Origin of the sequence: Pontibacter russatus (genome assembly GCF_009931655.1) — a bacterium.
GTDB lineage: Bacteria > Bacteroidota > Bacteroidia > Cytophagales > Hymenobacteraceae > Pontibacter > Pontibacter russatus.
The window spans coordinates 2,800,394-2,818,192 of the sequence record NZ_CP047984.1; the positions used below are offsets into that span (position 1 = coordinate 2,800,394).

The 17,799-nt window shown below is 53.1% G+C and carries 10 protein-coding genes; 8 read left to right on the forward strand and 2 right to left on the reverse strand.

All coding sequences use genetic code 11. The features are described 5' to 3' along the window. The first annotated feature begins 977 nt into the window (after positions 1 to 977). Genes GSQ62_RS11325 through GSQ62_RS11335 form a run of 3 tightly spaced genes read left to right on the forward strand, consistent with a single transcriptional unit; the run spans position 978 to position 4,071 of the window. The gene (locus GSQ62_RS11325; protein WP_161889604.1) at positions 978 to 3,053 is read left to right on the forward strand and encodes a cation:proton antiporter; all 2,076 of its coding nucleotides are present in this window, start codon (positions 978 to 980) and stop codon (positions 3,051 to 3,053) included. Continuing rightward, positions 3,019 to 3,567 carry a DUF4385 domain-containing protein gene (locus GSQ62_RS11330; RefSeq protein ID WP_202621770.1) on the forward strand — a complete coding sequence of 183 codons (549 nt, stop codon included), beginning with the start codon at positions 3,019 to 3,021 and terminating at the stop codon, positions 3,565 to 3,567. Before GSQ62_RS11325 ends, GSQ62_RS11330 begins: the two co-directional genes overlap by 35 nt. Before the next feature lie 45 nt (positions 3,568 to 3,612). Beyond that, positions 3,613 to 4,071, forward strand: coding sequence for a hypothetical protein (locus tag GSQ62_RS11335; protein WP_161889606.1), 459 nt, complete (start codon positions 3,613 to 3,615; stop codon positions 4,069 to 4,071). A 473-nt stretch (positions 4,072 to 4,544) separates the two neighbouring features. Here GSQ62_RS11335 and GSQ62_RS11340 read toward each other — a convergent pair whose 3' ends face one another. Next, positions 4,545 to 5,681 (reverse strand): hypothetical protein, encoded by a 1,137-nt coding sequence (locus tag GSQ62_RS11340; protein ID WP_202621771.1) that lies wholly within the window; start codon positions 5,679 to 5,681, stop codon positions 4,545 to 4,547. A 190-nt stretch (positions 5,682 to 5,871) separates the two neighbouring features. Between GSQ62_RS11340 and GSQ62_RS11345 the strand changes: the two genes are divergently transcribed. From GSQ62_RS11345 to GSQ62_RS11355, 3 genes are all read left to right on the forward strand, one after another. Next, a complete protein-coding gene (locus GSQ62_RS11345) occupies positions 5,872 to 7,374 on the forward strand; it encodes a glycine--tRNA ligase (RefSeq protein WP_161889607.1) in 1,503 nt (500 codons plus the stop codon). An 858-nt stretch (positions 7,375 to 8,232) separates the two neighbouring features. Next, positions 8,233 to 11,589: an isoleucine--tRNA ligase gene (gene ileS / locus GSQ62_RS11350; protein ID WP_161889608.1), complete on the forward strand. Its 3,357-nt coding sequence runs from the start codon at positions 8,233 to 8,235 to the stop codon at positions 11,587 to 11,589. A gap of 99 nt (positions 11,590 to 11,688) precedes the next feature. Then, on the forward strand, positions 11,689 to 12,315 hold the full coding sequence (locus GSQ62_RS11355) for a lipoprotein signal peptidase (protein ID WP_161889609.1): 627 nt from the start codon (positions 11,689 to 11,691) through the stop codon (positions 12,313 to 12,315). Positions 12,316 to 12,499: 184 nt separating this feature from the next. Here the strand turns inward: GSQ62_RS11355 and GSQ62_RS11360 are convergent, their stop codons facing one another. After that, a complete protein-coding gene (locus GSQ62_RS11360) occupies positions 12,500 to 13,105 on the reverse strand; it encodes an HAD family hydrolase (protein ID WP_161889610.1) in 606 nt (201 codons plus the stop codon). 152 nt (positions 13,106 to 13,257) lie between these two features. Here GSQ62_RS11360 and GSQ62_RS11365 point away from each other — a divergent pair, with 152 nt between their 5' ends. Together GSQ62_RS11365 and rnr are read left to right on the forward strand one after the other, a co-directional pair. Next, entirely contained in the window at positions 13,258 to 15,084 is a 1,827-nt protein-coding gene (locus GSQ62_RS11365; protein WP_161889611.1) for an ABC transporter ATP-binding protein, read from the forward strand. A 345-nt stretch (positions 15,085 to 15,429) separates the two neighbouring features. After that, positions 15,430 to 17,700, forward strand: coding sequence for a ribonuclease R (gene rnr / locus GSQ62_RS11370; protein ID WP_161889612.1), 2,271 nt, complete (start codon positions 15,430 to 15,432; stop codon positions 17,698 to 17,700). Positions 17,701 to 17,799 lie beyond the last annotated feature (99 nt).

Sequence of the window (17,799 nt, forward strand, 5' to 3'; positions counted from 1 at the left end):
TTTATGAGGTATAACCGCCAGCCATATATAGCGTACATCAAAGCTGTATACCTGCAGCCATCTGTATTGACCAAGGGCCCACAGCAATGGCTATATAAACCACATGGCAAAAGGCCCAACGGGACTTCAGCGCTGTCCGAATGCGCGGCTGCTTATATATGGCTTGCGTTATACAAGCTTCAGTTCATACTACTTTGAAGACAGGGCATATATGGTGCGGGCGTCCCAGCTCAAGCCTACTGTCAAAGGGCCTCTGGCCTGCATTTATCCATAGGCTTAGCAGCTATATATAGCTGCTGTCAATCCGGATTAATCTCAAAAAACACAGCACTTAACAAAAGCCAGCGGGGTAAGACATCCTACCCATGGATGCACCTGCACAAGGCCGCGCCTGAACAAATCCGTAAAGCACGTGTTTCGGACAGTATCCTGCTGTTTTAGCCATATATGGGAAATCCACAACAGGGGTGGTAAATGTGTGGATAAGCGTGGGTAAGTGTAAGGATAAGTTACACGACCCACCCCGGCACAGGAAATACACACGTGTGTAAGAGGGCAAAAGTGGAAACGGGTGTATAACCGAAGGCTGTAAATTACATTGTCCACGCATATGTGAAAGGTGCATAAAGAAATACACATTACCCGTGCAAAAGTGGATAAAGGAGACAATCCCTTGCTTATCTGGCATATATAAATCCAATACGTGTGGAGGAGTTGGTGAAAAGAGCGCAGGCTGTACACAAGTTACCCTCCGTACACAGAACTGGGTAAAGTTGTCAACTTATGAACACACCTGATAATGAAAGAAGAATATTTAAGAAATCATTTCATAAAAAATTATTAGGTGACAGAAGTTGTGGAAAGGTGAAGAAACAGACTTGTATAAGAGGGCAGGGGAAGTTACATCAGAACTATACAAAGGAAAAATCGATATATTTAAAACGGGAAGACACACTTCCAGAAATTAAAGACAACGCATGCTATTAAACATAGACCTTTCACTACCGTTCAAAGAGCCGGTAATCATATTTATGGTGGTGCTGCTAATCATCCTGATAGCACCGATAATACTCGAGAAAATAAAAGTTCCGGGTATTGTGGGGATGATATTGGCTGGTGTGCTGGTTGGGCCAAATGGACTGGGGGTACTGCAGCGCGATGAAAGCATCATACTGTTCGGGACCGTAGGAATATTGTACATCATGTTTCTGGCGGGGCTGGAGATTGATATGATAGACTTCAAGAAAAACCAGAAGAGGAGCCTGGTTTTTGGTGCGTTAACCTTCATAATCCCAATCAGCATCGGTACGCTGGTGTTTTACTACCTGATGGGGTATGAACTGATACAGGCAGTTTTGTTGTCGAGCATGTTCTCGTCGCATACGCTTATAGCTTATCCGATAGCGAGCAGGCTTGGCCTCAGCAAGAATGAGGCAGTAACCATAACTATTGGGGGTACCATAGTAACAGATACGGCTGTGCTCCTGGTGCTGGCAGTGGTAGCCGGATCCACAGAGGGCAACCTGGATATTTTCTACTGGGTAAAGCTGGCGGTGTCGCTGAGCATATTTGTGGCCATCATTGCTTTTGTGTTTCCACGCATTGCAAAATGGTTTTTCAAGCAGGTGGAGAACGAGAAGGGAGCACAATACATATTCGTGCTGACCATGGTTTTTGCCGCGGCTGTGCTGGCTGAGATAGCGGGGGTGGAAGCCATCATCGGAGCCTTCCTGGCTGGCTTGGCCCTGAACCAGCTTATCCCGCACACATCCGCCCTGATGAACAGGATTGAGTTTGTAGGCAACAATATCTTCATTCCTTTCTTCCTGATAAGCGTGGGCATGCTGGTGGATCTGAGTGTGCTGTTCAGGGGAACTGACGCCTTGATAATTGCGGGGGCCATCGTGGTTATCGCCATCGTCACGAAATACCTGGCAGCCTATGCAACGCAGAAGCTGTTTAAATACTCGGTGTTGCAGCGAAACCTCATTTTCGGACTTAGCAGCTCACATGCGGCGGCAACGCTTGCAGTAGTATTAGTGGGGTTTGATTTAGGAATCATAAATGAAGATGCACTGAACGGTACCATTGTGCTGATATTGGTGACCTGCCTCCTGAGCTCATTCATCACTGAGAAGGCTGGCAGGAAACTAGCCATACTGGAGAGCCGCAAAAAACCGAATCTAAGCGACAAGCCTGATAGAATACTTGTTCCGATTGCAAACCCGGCAAACATAGAGAGCCTGCTGGATTTGTCCATCATGCTGAAGAATCCGGAATACAACGAGCCTATATACCCGCTGGCCGTGGTGATAGACAACGAGCATGCAGAGGAGGAAATCTACAAGAAAAACAAGATGCTGCAGGAGGCTATAAAACATGCCTCGGCCACCGACAACGACGTGCAACTGGTTTCCAAAATAGACATAAACATAGCCAGCGGTATATTAAGGGCAATAAAGGAACTGATGATAACCGAAGTCGTGCTCGGGTGGAACGGCAAGATCACCACCCGCGACCGCATCTTCGGCACCGTACTGGACAACCTGCTGGACAGTACCGACGAGATGGTGCTGGTATGTAAAATCATCCAGCCGCTCAATACCACCACCCGCCTTGTAGTGATAGTGCCGACAAATGCAGAACTGGAAAGAGGCTTTATGCGCTGGATCAGGAGCGTGAAGCTATTGTCGCAGCAGTTGGGTGCCCCAGTGGTGTTCCGGGGCCGTAAGCGCACGCTAAACAAGCTTAAAAGTGTAGTATCGGAAAGCAAGCCTGCCGTGGAGGCGCAATACGTGCCCTACAACAACCTGAACGAGATAGCCACCATGAAATCGGAACTGAAAGTGGACGATATGGTCGTGGTGATCTCGGCCAGGAAAGGAACCATGTCCTACAACAGCAACCTCGACTACGTGCCGCGCGTGCTGTCCAGAGACTACAAAGACAACAGCTTCATCGTTATATACCCCGAGCAGTATCCGGTTCACCAGAATGGCCTTACATCCACAGTCTCCTATGCCAGCAAAACCAACGAGGAAGAAAGCTTTTGACTACGATCTGGATTTTTCCTCCATTGACTTCAGAGAGAGGCCGGAGTTGTACCGCATTGGCAAAGGCGAGCAGGGCGTGCTGCTGGTAGAGCCCTATAAATCAGAGATACTGCCGCACTGGCGCTTCAAGACGCCGGAGCTTGCCCGGGAGTCGTCTGAAAAGATATATAAACTGTTTGAGGGGTACCTGCAGCAAAACGATTTTGTGGGGGCTGACATGGCGCGAAAGTTTCTGCAGATGGGCTATACCCGCAGCCGGCGCTACGCCAACCACAAATCAGGGAGAAAATACAAAGGGCCGGTGCCGGATGATAAGAAGGGGCAAAGCGGGGCGCACGGCCGTCAGCAGCTGCCAACTGAGCCGGACCCGGTGAAAGCAGCCTCAGCGGTTATCTTCAGGGAGAAGTGGGACCAGGCGAAGCAGCACCCGCTTTACCGGCAGTTGAGCCAGCACTTTAAAGCTACATATGAGGAGGCACCTCCCGAAAAATCTGTAAGAAAGTTAAATCAATAGAAGGGTAAATCGCGTATCTTTGCCCATATAAACCTTTAATTCAACATGATCAACAAAGACATCAGGTTAGGCAAGGGCCTTGGCAAAATCAAGTTTGGCCTGACAATGGAAGAAGTAGAAGAACTTATTGGCGAGCCGGAAGAGGTAGAAGAGTCCGATGAAGAGGATGAGTTTGAGCACCAGGCATGGAACTACTGGGAAGAGGGCTACTCGCTGTACTTCGACAAAGAGGACGACTACCGCCTGAGCTGCATCGAGACGGCCAACCGCGAGGTGCAGATATGGGGGGAGCGTGTTTTTGAGATGAGCAAGGCGCAGATCCTGCAGTTGTTCGCCGACAACGATATAACCGGCTCCGAGGAGGAAGAAACAGAAACAGGCGAAACCCGGGTGTCTTTCGAACGGGAAATGATTGACATGTATTTCGACGAAGACCAACTGATCGCCATCAACTTCGGCGTCTTCATCAACGATAACCTGGAAGTGCTGTGGCCTGAGAAATAGGCGCTATATACTAAGCTATATATAAAACCCCGGCAGATCCTTCTGCCGGGGTTTTTGTTTGTGCCATCTCCATATATGGCTGCCGATACGCTCGTGTGTAGGATGCCCTGGTAAATTTCCAAACATATATTGTTTCTCCTCTCTCTGTTCACTGCAAAAGGAGCAAGCTCATTCTGACAAGGTCACATATAAATGATGCTTTTGCTGACGCGAGATGCAACTCGCTCCAGTTGTATATGGTGATGCGAAAAGTCATACAGGCAAGCTGTATATAGACCTGAAGCAAACTGAAGCCAGGCAACAGCCTGTGGAGAAAAGCCAGCAAAGCAGGCCAGAGTAGCTTTGAAGGCATTTTTCAGAAAGATTTCCACATCCCGCACCAAGGTGCTATATAGGCTTTGGCGGTAGCACCATATACAAAGCAAAAGGCCCGATTCTTATCGGGCCTTTTGCTTTGTATTAAAGGAGAGCGCTTACTTGAAGAAAAAATCTATCAGTTCTTCCTGCATGACCGGGTTGATGGCGATGGCCAGGATAACCGAAATGATCAAACCAATGGTAACAGAGAGAATATCGCGCCAGATTAGTTTGAAGGTTTTTCCCAGCTTCGATGTTCCGCCGGAGTAGCGGATGCGCATGCCCAACTCCCTTCCGGCCAGCAGGCCCACAAACACCCAGGTGGTGCTCATCGGGATGTTGTTCACCTCCTTGAAGTAGTACAGGATAACGGCATATACCAGGTCGATGATGGTGGCGCTGCGCACGTCGCGCACCTCAGACTTTTCGTTGATGATGTTCTGAATCCTGTCGCCTTTCTTGTAAAACAGGAAGCCCAGCCCCAGGAAGATGAACAGCGTGAAGGCAAGGAACTGGTACACGTTCAGCTCGCGGGGCAGGTAAACGGCAATGTTGGCCAGGTCCTGCGCCAGCCACGTGTACCACAAAAAGCCGCTGATCAGCCACTGCGCCACCGTCCAGGCAACATGGGCCTCGCCTTTTATAAAGCGCTTTATTACGTTGGTGAGCAACAGATAAATGAGGAGGGCCGAGATAAAAGCTACCACATAGCCTTTCAAACTCTTATCTAGCATGCTCATGATGGTGCCGGTGGTAGCCGTGAACACGCTGAGCAGCATGAAGGTGGTGGAAACCGGGATGCGGAAGCGGGTAAGCAGGAGCAGGATGATGGGAGAGGCCAGTTGCAAGTACACGAAACTGGTGGGCGTCTCGTCGAGACCGGGCGTGGCGAGGCGCTGGTAAGACACATCGCCATCAAACACAATCCAACTATAAGTGACTGTATATATGAAGATGCCCCCCATAAAGAGCCACTGCCAGTACCACTTCTTGTCCTCGTTGGAGCCAATGAACGTGCCGATAGTCTGGATGCTGTCGTTGGCGATGGCGGAGTAGCCGGCAAAGGCAAAACCCACCCACATGGCGATGGACGGATAGGGATATATGGCCCCCGCCAGAATCAGGGAAAAAGCGATGAAGTACAGGAATTTTTTCTCTTTCCGCAGGATAACGTCAACCAGGCTGTACCTTTTGGTGAACTTATGCGGTTGAGCCGGTACCACATGCTTTGGGCTTTTCTTAGTCTTGGCCATCTTTAGATATGGGTGGGAAACAAAAAACGGTGCAAGTTACGGTAAAATGGAGTTATGGGGTAAACGAACGGCAGGAAAATATGAAAGAGGCCATAAAATGCGGCATAGCGTGCGCTAAAAGAAGCAAGGAATACCGAAAAACAATAGCGATTACCGTGCATTATCATCCGGTAAAAATTATCTTTGCGCCATGGCAACACAAGAGAAAACCCCTGTAGAAAACGCACAACTGAAAGATATCATCTCGCACGCGAAGGAATATGGCTTTATCTTCCCCTCCAGCGAGATATATGACGGCCTGCAGGCCGTGTACGACTACGGCCAGATGGGCGTGGAACTCAAGAACAACATCAAGAGCCTGTGGTGGAAGTGCATGACACAGCTGAACCAGAACGTGGTGGGCCTGGACGCGGCCATCTTTATGCACCCGCTCACCTGGAAAGCCTCCGGCCACGTCGACAGCTTCAACGACCCGATGATCGACAACAAAGACTCGAAGAAGCGCTACCGGGCCGATGTGCTGCTGGAAGAAAAAGCCGCCGAATATGAAAACGCCGGAGATGCGGAGCGGGGCAAGGCGCTGACAGCCGAAATGGGCAGGCTGCTGGAGGTGGAGGACCTGGATGGTGTGCGTAACCTGATTATCCGGGAGAATATAAAATGCCCGGTTTCGGGTACAGCCAACTGGACGGAGGTACGCCAGTTCAACCTGATGTTCTCGACGCAGGTAGGCTCGGTGGCCGAAGAGTCACAGACCATCTACCTGCGCCCGGAAACGGCACAGGGCATTTTCGTGAACTTCCTGAACGTGCAGAAGACAGGCCGCATGAAAGTGCCTTTCGGTATCGCCCAGATCGGGAAAGCCTTCCGCAACGAGATCGTGGCGCGCCAGTTCATTTTCCGTATGCGCGAGTTTGAGCAGATGGAGATGCAGTTTTTCGTGCGCCCCGGCACCGAGATGGAGTGGTATGAGCAGTGGAAGGAAACGCGCAAGAAGTGGCACGAGGCCATGGGCATCCCTGCCGATAAGCTCCGTTTCCACGACCACGACAAGCTGGCGCACTATGCCAACGCCGCCGTGGATATAGAATTCCAGTTCCCGTTTGGCTTCAAGGAAGTGGAGGGAATCCACTCCCGCACCGACTTTGACCTGACCCAGCACCAGGAGCTGAGCCGCAAGAAGCTCCAGTACTTCGACAACGACCTGAACGAGGAAGGCAAGCCATATGGCAACTATATACCTTACGTGATCGAGACGTCAGCCGGTGCCGACCGCCTGTTCCTGATGACGTTGTGCAACGCGTACCAGGAGGAGGAAATCACGGAAGGCGACGCCACCAAGACACGCACATTCCTGAAGCTGCATCCGGCGCTGGCCCCGGTGAAGGCGGCTATTCTGCCGCTCACGAAAAAAGACGGCCTGCCGGAAAAAGCAATGGAGGTGTTCGATGCGCTGAAGTACGATTTCAATATGATTTACGAGGAGCGCGACAGCATCGGCAAGCGCTATACCCGCCAGGACCTGATCGGGACGCCGTTCTGCATTGCCATCGACCACCAGACGCTGGAGGACGACACCGTGACCGTGCGCGACCGCGACAGCCGCGAGCAGGTGCGGATGCCAATCAGCGAACTGAACAGCTATATTGACAAAGCTGTTAACTTCAAGAGCATTCTGAAAAAGCTGGCTTAGCCATATATAAATCCGCTAAAATCAAAAGCCGAGGGACCTGTGCCTTCGGCTTTTGATTTTAGCGCACTTCCGGCTCTAAACCCATCAGGCACATCAATCCATAGGGGTACAACTTCTCATCAGCGTACCAGTTGGCGTACCGAAAATGCAGTGTTAGCATCATTTATATACACTCCACAGAGCACACGTCCCATGAAGTTACAATAATCTATTAGCCCAAGTTCTGAATAAGCCTATATATAAGCCTTGGATTTGCCGTATAGTGTATAAATTATGTTAAGCACCAATACGATAAATAGATCAACAGTATCCAATTTTTGTGGAAAAATAATGTGTAATCTCCTGTTAAATGGAACAGGAGTGTTAAATGGTAAATTTATTAACAGCAATATACAGTAATACAGAGGCAGGCACATAAAAAGGAAACAATGTAGGGTAGGTCTGCAACAGCTGTGGAAAATGCAGAAATAGGGCATGGTTTTATATATGAAATCAGTTTGCAAACAATTGATATCCAACTGTGAAGGTGTAGCTGAACAGAACATTTTTCCACAGGTTACATTATAGCTGCATCCACAGCAAAAGCAGGGGGTACAAAGGGGAAGTACTGAGTAGCAGCGGCTTTTAATAATCAAAAAAGAGCAGAATTGCTTACCTTTGCCGGATTAAAAGTTCCGGATCCCGCTATTTTGGTCTGAAGCTAACGGAATGAATGAAAAGCATGAAAGCAGACCGAAGTGTAAGGCGGTTCAGGTAAAGAATGCCTGGTCTTGCTTATATTTGTTTTGCCGGATGCGGCGAATACCTCTTAATCTGGCACGCTGAGCATAATAGAAAAAGATAAACAACCTGAAAACGGTGAAGTACAACGAGTATAAAAACCTGAATTACGCCAAAGTAGGCGAGGAAGTACTGGCGTTCTGGAAGCAGAACAACATCTTTGAGAAATCTGTGGCAACCCGCGAAGGCAACGAAAACTTCGTGTTTTACGAAGGCCCGCCTTCTGCCAACGGAAAGCCGGGCATTCACCACGTGATGGCCCGCGCCGTGAAGGACATTTTCTGCCGCTACAAAACCCTCAAAGGTTTCCAGGTGAACCGCAAAGGCGGCTGGGACACGCACGGCCTGCCCATCGAGCTGCAGGTGGAGAAAGAACTGGGCATCACGAAAGAGGATATCGGCAAAACCATTTCGGTAGCGGAATATAACGAGCGCTGCCGCGAAACGGTGATGCGCTACAAGCACCAGTGGGACGACCTGACTGAGAAGATGGGCTACTGGGTAGACCTGAACAACCCGTACATCACCTTCGAGAACGAGTACATCGAGTCTTGCTGGGCGCTGCTGAAGCGCCTCTACGACAAAGGCTACCTATACAAAGGCTATACTATCCAGCCCTACTCGCCGGGAGCCGGCACGGGGTTGAGCTCGCATGAGCTGAACCAGCCGGGCTGCTACCAGATGGTGAAGGATACGACCATCGTGGCGCAGTTCGAGGTGAAGAGAATCACCCGCAACATGTTTTTGTTCGAGCACGAGGAGGAGAAGGTGTACTTCCTTGCCTGGACGACCACGCCCTGGACGCTTCCGGCCAACACCGCGCTGGCCGTTGGCAAGGGCATCAAATACGTAAAGGTCCAGACATATAACCCCTATACCTTTGAGCCGGTATCGGTAGTGCTGGCCAAAGACCTGGTGAGCCGCTACTTCAATCCGAAAGCCGCCGACCTGGCGCTAACAGACTACAGCTCCGGCGACAAGCTGATCCCATATAAAGTGGTGGAAGAGTTTACCGGCGCTGATCTGGCCGGCGTGGAATACCACCAGTTGATGCCGTACGTGCAGCCGGAGAAACCCGCTTTCAGAGTGGTAGTGGGCGACTTCGTAACCACAGAGGATGGTACCGGTATCGTGCACATCGCGCCAACCTTTGGTGCCGATGACTTTAGAGTAGCCGCTCAGAACAATATTCCGGCACTGCTGGTGATGGATGAGAACGGCAAGCCAATGCCTATCGTGGACAGGCAGGGCCGCTTTGTGAAGGAGATAACCGACTTTGCCGGCATGTATGTGAAAAACTACACCGGCGAAGACGAAAGCGCACCGGACTACAGGCCAACGGATGTAAAAATTGCCATCAAGCTCAAAGAAGAGAACAAAGCCTTCAAGGTAGAGAAATACGAGCACACCTACCCGCACTGCTGGCGTACGGACAAGCCCGTTTTGTATTACCCGCTGGACAGCTGGTTCATCAAAACCACGGCGGTAAAAGACAGGTTGATAGAACTAAACAAGACCATCAACTGGAAACCGGAGTCTACCGGCACCGGCCGCTTTGGTAACTGGCTCGAGAACCTCGTAGACTGGAACCTGTCGCGCTCGCGCTACTGGGGCACGCCGCTGCCTATATGGCGCACCGAAGACGGGGAGGAGGAAATCTGCATCGGCTCTATCGCGCAACTCAGCGAGGAGATAGACAGAGCCGTGGACGCCGGGGTGATGGATGCCTCCGTAGAAATAAATGACCTGCACCGCCCTTACGTGGATGACGTTGTGCTGGTGAGCCACTCCGGAAAACCCATGTACAGAGAGCCGGACCTGATTGACGTGTGGTTCGACTCCGGCGCAATGCCTTACGCACAGTGGCATTACCCGATAGAGAACAAGGAGAAGTTTGAGGAGAACTTCCCGGCCGACTATATAGCCGAGGGAGTGGACCAGACCCGCGGCTGGTTCTTTACGCTGCACGCGCTGGCCGTGATGCTGGAAGACAGCGTCGCCTACAAGAACGTGATCGCGAACGGGCTAGTGCTGGACAAGAACGGAAACAAGATGAGCAAGCGCCTCGGCAACGCCATCGATCCGTTCGAGATGATCGGTACCTATGGGCCGGATGCCGTGCGCTGGTATATGATCGCGAACGCGCCGCCGTGGGACAACCTGAAGTTTAACCCGGAGGGCGTGGTGGAGACGCAGCGCCGTTTCTTCGGCACGCTGCAGAACACGTACTCCTTCTTCGCGCTATATGCCAACCTCGACAACTTTACGTACGCCGAGGCCGATGTGCCGCTGGAGAGAAGAACAGAGAGCGACCGCTGGATTATCTCCAGGCTGAACACGCTGGCGCAGGAAGTGGATAGCTACCTGGCCGACTACGACCCGACCAAAGCGGCCCGCGCCATCCAGGATTTTGTGGTGGACGACCTGAGTAACTGGTACGTGCGCCTGAACCGCAAACGCTTCTGGAAGGGCGAGTACAACGAAGACAAGATGGCTGCTTACCAGACGCTATATACCTGCCTGGAAACCGTTGCCAAACTTATCTCGCCCATCGCGCCGTTCTATGCCGAGCAGCTGTTCCGCGACCTGAACAGCGTGAGCGGCAGAAACAAGGTGGAGTCGGTGCATCTGGCGGATTTCCCGGTGGTGGCCAAAGGCGCGATCGACAAAGACCTGGAGGAGCGGATGCAGCTGGCACAGTCGGTCTCTTCGCTGGTGCACTCGCTGCGCAAGAAGGAGATGATTAAAGTGCGCCAGCCCTTGCAGCGCATCCTGATTCCGGTCCTGAGTGAGCATACGAAACAGCAGATACAGGCGGTGGAAGACCTCATTATGAGTGAGGTGAACGTGAAGCACGTCGAGTATATAGACGACACCTCCGGCATTCTGGTGAAGAAGATCAAGCCGAACTTCAAGAAGCTGGGGCAGGTGTTCGGGCCGAAGATGAAGCTGGTGGCCGCCGCCGTGCAGCAGATGAACCAGGAGGAGATCGCCCAACTGGAGCGGGAAGGCGGCTTCGAGATCCTGCTGAACGACGACGAAACCGCCGTGCTGACGCCGGATGATGTGGAGATCTCGTCGGAGGACATACCGGGCTGGCTGGTGGCCAGCGAAGGCAAGCTCACCGTCGCCCTCGACATCACCCTCACCGAGGAACTGAGGCAGGAAGGCATCGCCCGCGACCTGGTGAACCGCATCCAGAACCTGCGAAAAGACAGTGATCTGGAGGTGCAGGACAAGATCCACATCACGATGCAGCACGCAGCACCGGAGGTGAACGCCGCCGTGGAGAACTACAGCGCCTATATATGCGCCGAAACGCAGGCCCTGACGCTGGACCTGGTAGACGGGGAACTGCAGGACGCGACGCTGCTGGACATTGACGATTACAAAGTGTACATCCATATACAGACAGTGGGCAGCACTGTCCTCTAACACCACTAAAGCACCGGCAATCATTGCCGGTGCTTTCTATGCTTCAACGCGTGTACTTGCAGCGGCGACGGTACTGACGGCCCTGTTTAAAAAACATATATGAACTACTGGAAATATTACCTTGCCGCGCTTGCCGTTATCCTCGTGGACCAGGCCGTGAAGCTGATCGTACACTACAACATGGAGATGGGCATGCCCGGTGAGATCCACCTGATCGGCGACTGGCTGAAGCTGCACTATACCCTGAACCCCGGCATGGCCTTCGGGGTGGAGTTGGGCTCTGAATACGGCAAACTGCTCCTGACGCTCTTCCGGCTGGTGGCCATGTTCGGCATCGGCTACTACCTGTATTACCTCGTGCGCCACCACGCGCCGAAAGGGCTCATCTGGTGCATCGCCCTCATCCTGGGCGGTGCCGTCGGCAACCTGATCGACAGCACGTTTTACGGTGTCTGGTTTGATAACGCCGCCTATGGCGCTTCCACACCCTGGTTTCACGGGCAGGTCATCGACATGTTTTACATTGATATATGGGAAGGCATCGTGCCGAACTGGGTACCGATTCTAGGCGGGCAGCCCATGTCGCTGTGGCCTATCTTCAACGTAGCCGACTCCGCGATCTTCATCGGCGTGCTGCTGATCCTGTTCAACCAGAAGCGCTTTTTCGGTGAGCACGACACAACGCCCGAGCATAAAAGCATGCTGGAGCGGGAGCAGGGTTTGTAGCTTCTCACTTATTATATATAAAATGGGCTGTTCCTGATGGAGCAGCCCATTTTATATATAAGTCGGCACAAGACCTCGCGGTGTCTGAAGGTCCCGCAAGCGTCTGGTCTACGCAGCTATATATAAACCAGACGTTCGCAGGAGCCCCCGAAACGCTTCGGGGCAGGTGAGCACGCTGCGAGGTCTACAAAACTCCTTTTTCCCGCAAAGCCTCCCGTAGCGCCTCCGGTGAGGTAAAATGAATGGACGAGATGCCGAGTTGCTCCGCTGCTTTGATGTTGCGCAGGTTATCGTCGATAAAAAGCGCCTCCGAGGGGTGTACACCGTACCTGTTCAGCAGCGTGTGGTAGAACGTCGCGAAGGGCTTGCGGTCTTTCTCCGTGCCGGATACCACGATGCCGTCGAACCACCCCAGGAAATCATACCGCTCCTGCGCCACCGGAAACGTCTCCGCCGACCAGTTGGTCAGGGCGTACAGGTTGTACTTCCCGCTTTCCTTTAGCTCCCGGAATACCTCAACCGTGCCCTCTATGGCACCGCCCAGCATTTCGTCCCAGCGGCCGTAAAAGGCACTGATGTTTTCGGCATGCTCCGGGTGCCGGGCCACCAGCAGTTCGGTCGCCTCCTGTAAAGGCCGCCCCCCGTCCTGCTCTTCGTTCCATTCCGGGGTGCAGATATTCTCCAGGAAGTGCAGCATCTCAGCTTCCTCACTGAATATCTTGCGGTACAGGTAATGCGGGTTCCAGTCAATCAGCACAGCGCCGAGGTCAAAGATGATGGTTTTGATCATGGTTCATGTCTATATAAGAAGCATAAAAGTAGTACCCGCCGTTTAGCTTCACAAGCCGGTTTATATATAACTATTCGGCACAATCAGAGATAAACGCTCGGGTATTGCGCCAAAAGCCCTATTTTTACCTGAAACACCAAAACGGGTTATCCTTGTCTGCACGCACTCCCTTACTTCAAATTGAAGATCTGGAAACACTTTTCTCCACCCACTACGGCGTCACCAAGGCCGTGGACAAGATATCCTTTGAGATATATCCCGGTGAGACAGTGGCCATCGTAGGGGAGTCGGGCTCAGGCAAGTCGGTGACGGCGCTGTCGTTGATGCAACTGATTGACAGGCCGGGAAGGATAGCAGGAGGGAAGGCTGCGTTTCAGTCTGAGAAACTGGGGCAGGTAGACCTGTTCCGGCTGCCTGAAAAGCAGATGCGGCAACTGCGCGGCAGCGAGATCAGCATGATTTTCCAGGAGCCGATGTCGTCGCTGAACCCCGTAACCACCTGTGGAAAACAAGTGGCCGAAGCGCTGCTGCTACACACGCCTCTATCAAAAAAAGCAGCCAGAGAACGCACTATCCTGCTTTTTGAAAAGGTAAAGTTGCCTCGGCCGGAGGCTATATATAACGCTTATCCACATGAAATTTCTGGTGGGCAGAAGCAGCGCGTGATGGTTGCCATGGCTATGGCCTGCGGGCCAACCCTCCTTATTGCCGACGAGCCCACCACGGCGCTGGACGTAACGGTGCAGGCGCGGATGCTGCAGCTGATAGACGAACTGCGCGTGAGGGAGAACACGGCCGTGCTGTTCATCACCCACGATCTCGGTGTGGTAGCCGGGGTAGCCGACCGCATTCTGGTGATGTACAGGGGCAAACTGGTGGAGCAGGGCAGGGTGTTGGACATCTTCACCAACCCGCAGCACCCGTACACGAAGGGCCTGTTGGCCTGCAGGCCCAGTCTTTCGGCTCAACCCCAGGCTGTGCTCCCTACCGTGGCTGATTTTATGGAGGAGGATGCCTTGGGAAACATCACAGAAAAGAAGAAGCTTATATATGCCCCGCCGCTGGAAGATGGGATGAACAGCTATATAGATAGAGGCACCGCGGCAAGCCAAAGGCAGCAACAGGAAAACAAACAAAAGCCGCTGCTGCGGGTAAAGGATTTGAAAGTGTATTTCCCGATCAGGAAAGGCCTCTTCGGGCGCACCACCGACTATATAAAGGCCGTAGACGGCGTAAGCTTTGAGGTGCAGTCTGGCGAGACAATCGGGTTGGTGGGCGAATCGGGCTGCGGCAAAACAACGCTGGGCCGGGCGCTCCTGCGCCTGGTTGAACCGACAGCAGGCAGCATCCAGTTTGGCGGCCGCGACATCGCCCAACTCAGTGCAGAAGAGTTGCGTCGAAGCCGCCGGAATTTACAGATGATTTTCCAGGACCCGTATGCGTCGCTCAACCCCATGCACACCATAGGCGAGGCCATTATGGAACCGATGCAGGTGCATAACCTATATGGCGGCAGCAGCGAACGCCGTGGAAAAGCTATGGAACTGCTTGAGAAAGTGAAGCTTGTGCCGGAGCACTTCCAGCGTTATCCACACGAGTTCTCGGGCGGGCAGCGGCAGCGCATCAGCATCGCGCGGGCGCTGGCGCTGCAGCCAAAGTGCCTCATCTGCGACGAGCCGGTCTCTTCCCTGGACGTGTCGGTGCAGGCGCAGGTGCTGAATCTGCTGAACAGGCTGAAGCAGGAACTTGGCATCACCTATATCTTCATCACCCACGACCTCTCCGTGGCCCGACACATGGCTGACCGCATTCTGGTGATGCGCCAAGGCCGGATTATCGAGAGCGGCACACCTGCTCAACTCTTTCAAAACCCGCAGCAGGAGTATACCCGCGCCCTGCTCAGCGCCATCCCGAAAGGCGAACCGGAAGATATTATGGCGGCACAGCAGCGGCGCGAGGCGATGAAGGCGGGGCTTTAGTCTCCATACAGAATTATTCTGTTGCGGCAGCCCAGCATGCGTTTTATATAGGCTGCGACCTGTGTCGCCCCATCTTGAATAGGTTTTTTAGCTATAGCATCAAAGGAATCCAGTTGCAGCACCACTGCCTGATAAGTAAGGCCATATATAAGTTACGCCACACTACAGGCGGGCATTTTCCCGGCCAATAGCTTATATAAAATATTATATATAAATTGAGGGAAAATAGCCCGCACCTTAGCCATACAGTCCCATCCGGCGTATAGTCAGTAAACTATTTAATCAGAAGTTTGTAAGATAGAAGCGGTTGCTGTTTTGGCGGCCGCCAGATGCATTAGAAGATACATGAGAAGCAAAAAGAATAAAGGCGGCGAAGGCCGCGACGATCGCAACAGCTCCAGAGGACGGGGCGATTCATCATCCAGAGGGAAAGACTCATCCGGCCGCAGATCATCCGACAGGGGAGGCTCCTCCCGGCGCAGCGGCGGCTCGGACCGCAAAGGAAGCCCCAAATCAGCAAAGGCACTTGTACTGGAGGCCTTTTCTAACAGCCCCGACACCGTATATACCGAACGCTCGCTGTGCCGCCGCCTCGGCGTGACGGACAAGAAAGGCCGCGACCAGGTAAACAGCATCCTGCATGCCCTGGTAAAAGAAAACAAGCTGCTGCCGATTGACGACGACAAGTATATGATGAACCTGAAGGTGGACATCATTACCGGCCGCGTGGACCTGGCGAACAGCAAATACGCTTACATTGTATCAGAGGGGCGCGAAGACGATGTGCGCGTGTACCGGGAGCACCTGAAGTACGCCATGGACGGTGATACCGTAAAGGTTGAAGTGTCGCCTACCGTGCGCGGTGGCCGGCAGGAGGGCGTGGTGATAGAAGTGCTGGAGCGCTCCCGCACCGAGCTGGTGGGTATCATGCAACTGTCGAAGAACTTCGGCTTCGTGGTGCCCGACTTCAAGAAGCTTTATTTTGACGTGTTTGTGGGGGAGCGTGGCCTGAACGGCGCGACCTCTGGCGACAAAGTGCTGGTGAAGATCGTGGAGTGGCCCAGCAAACCCGACAAGAACCCTACCGGCGAGGTAATCCGCGTGTTCGGTCCGGCCGGAGAGAACGAGGCCGAGATTCACTCCATCATGGCGGAGTTCGGTTTGCCGTTTGAGTTCGACGAGGCAGTAGAGGAAGAGGCGGAAAGCATCTCCGACAAGATTACGGAAGCCGAGATTGCCAAGCGCCGCGATTTCCGCGACGTCACTACCTTCACCATCGACCCGGCCGACGCCAAGGACTTCGACGATGCCCTGTCTATCCAAAAGCTGGAGAACGGCCATTACGAGATAGGCGTGCATATTGCCGACGTGACGCACTACGTGCAGCCAAAAACCATATTGGAGAAAGAGGCCTTCCACAGGGCCACCTCGGTATACCTCGTGGACAGGACCATCCCGATGCTGCCCGAGCGCCTTTCCAACGGTCTCTGCTCGCTCAGGCCCAACGAGGAGAAACTGACGTTCTCAGCGGTGTTTGAGCTGGATGAGAACGGCAAGCTGTATGAGTCGTGGTTTGGCCGCACCATCATCTACTCCGACCGCCGCTTCTCCTATGAGGAGGCGCAGGAACGCATCGAAACCGGCGAAGGCGACTTTGTGGAAGAAATCAACATTCTGAACGGCATCGCCAAAAAGCTCAAAGACAAGCGCTTCAAGAACGGCGCCATCAGCTTTGAGACGGTGGAGGTGAAGTTTAAGCTGGATGAGAAAGGCCGCCCGCTGTCGGTGTATGTGAAGGAGCGCAAGGACGCGCACAAGTTGATTGAGGAGTTCATGCTGCTGGCCAACAAAAAGGTGGCCGAGTATGTCTTTAACCTGGGCAGAGGCAAAAAACGCCCGACCATGGTGTACCGCACGCACGGCCAGCCCGACCCCGAAAAACTGAGTACTTTCTCGCTGTTTGCCCGCAAGTTCGGCTACAAAGTAGACCCGGACGGCGATATATCCGAAGAACTGAACAACCTGACGGAGGAAATTGAAGGCAAGCCGGAGCAGAGCGTACTACAGAACCTGGCCATCCGAACGATGGCCAAGGCCAAGTACAGCACCGAGCCCGAAGGTCACTTCGGCCTGGCCTTCGAACACTACTCGCACTTCACCTCGCCCATCCGCCGCTACCCCGACATGATGGCGCACCGCCTGCTGCAGCACTACCTCGACGGCGGCAAGTCAGAGGACAAGGAGGCATATGAGGAGCGCTGCCGCCACTCTTCCGAGATGGAGAAGCGCGCCGCCGACGCCGAGCGCGCCTCTATCAAGTACAAGCAGGTGGAGTTTATGAAAGACACCATCGGCAACCAGTATAAAGGCATTGTGTCTGGTGTCACAGAATGGGGTATATTTGTGGAGATCGAGGAGAACAAATGCGAGGGCATGGTGCGGCTGTCGGACCTGAACGACGACTACTACGAACTCGACTCGGCCAACTACCGCATCATCGGCCGCCAGAACAAGCGCATCATCTCGTTTGGCGACGAGGTGCTGGTGGAGGTGAAAAGCGCCAACCTGGCCGACCGCACCATCGATCTGGAGCTTGTGCAAACCCTGAAAAAATAGTTGGCAAAAGGCCGCCTCGCGCGCTTCTTACGGTAACGGCATGTATATATCCTCACCTTTGAACAAGGCGGGATGATGGTTGTTGGAAGCCCTGAAAGC

What these genes read in the sequence shown, in the direction of transcription:
- GSQ62_RS11360 (WP_161889610.1), bottom strand. Translation starts at nt 13,105, where the DNA reads ATGATCAAAACCATCATCTTTGACCTCGGCGCTGTGCTGATTGACTGG.
- GSQ62_RS11335 (WP_161889606.1), top strand. Translation starts at nt 3,613, where the DNA reads ATGATCAACAAAGACATCAGGTTAGGCAAGGGCCTTGGCAAAATCAAG.
- GSQ62_RS11345 (WP_161889607.1), top strand. Translation starts at nt 5,872, where the DNA reads ATGGCAACACAAGAGAAAACCCCTGTAGAAAACGCACAACTGAAAGAT.
- GSQ62_RS11330 (WP_202621770.1), top strand. Translation starts at nt 3,019, where the DNA reads ATGCCAGCAAAACCAACGAGGAAGAAAGCTTTTGACTACGATCTGGAT.
- rnr (WP_161889612.1), top strand. Translation starts at nt 15,430, where the DNA reads ATGAGAAGCAAAAAGAATAAAGGCGGCGAAGGCCGCGACGATCGCAAC.
- GSQ62_RS11355 (WP_161889609.1), top strand. Translation starts at nt 11,689, where the DNA reads ATGAACTACTGGAAATATTACCTTGCCGCGCTTGCCGTTATCCTCGTG.
- GSQ62_RS11340 (WP_202621771.1), bottom strand. Translation starts at nt 5,681, where the DNA reads ATGGCCAAGACTAAGAAAAGCCCAAAGCATGTGGTACCGGCTCAACCG.
- GSQ62_RS11325 (WP_161889604.1), top strand. Translation starts at nt 978, where the DNA reads ATGCTATTAAACATAGACCTTTCACTACCGTTCAAAGAGCCGGTAATC.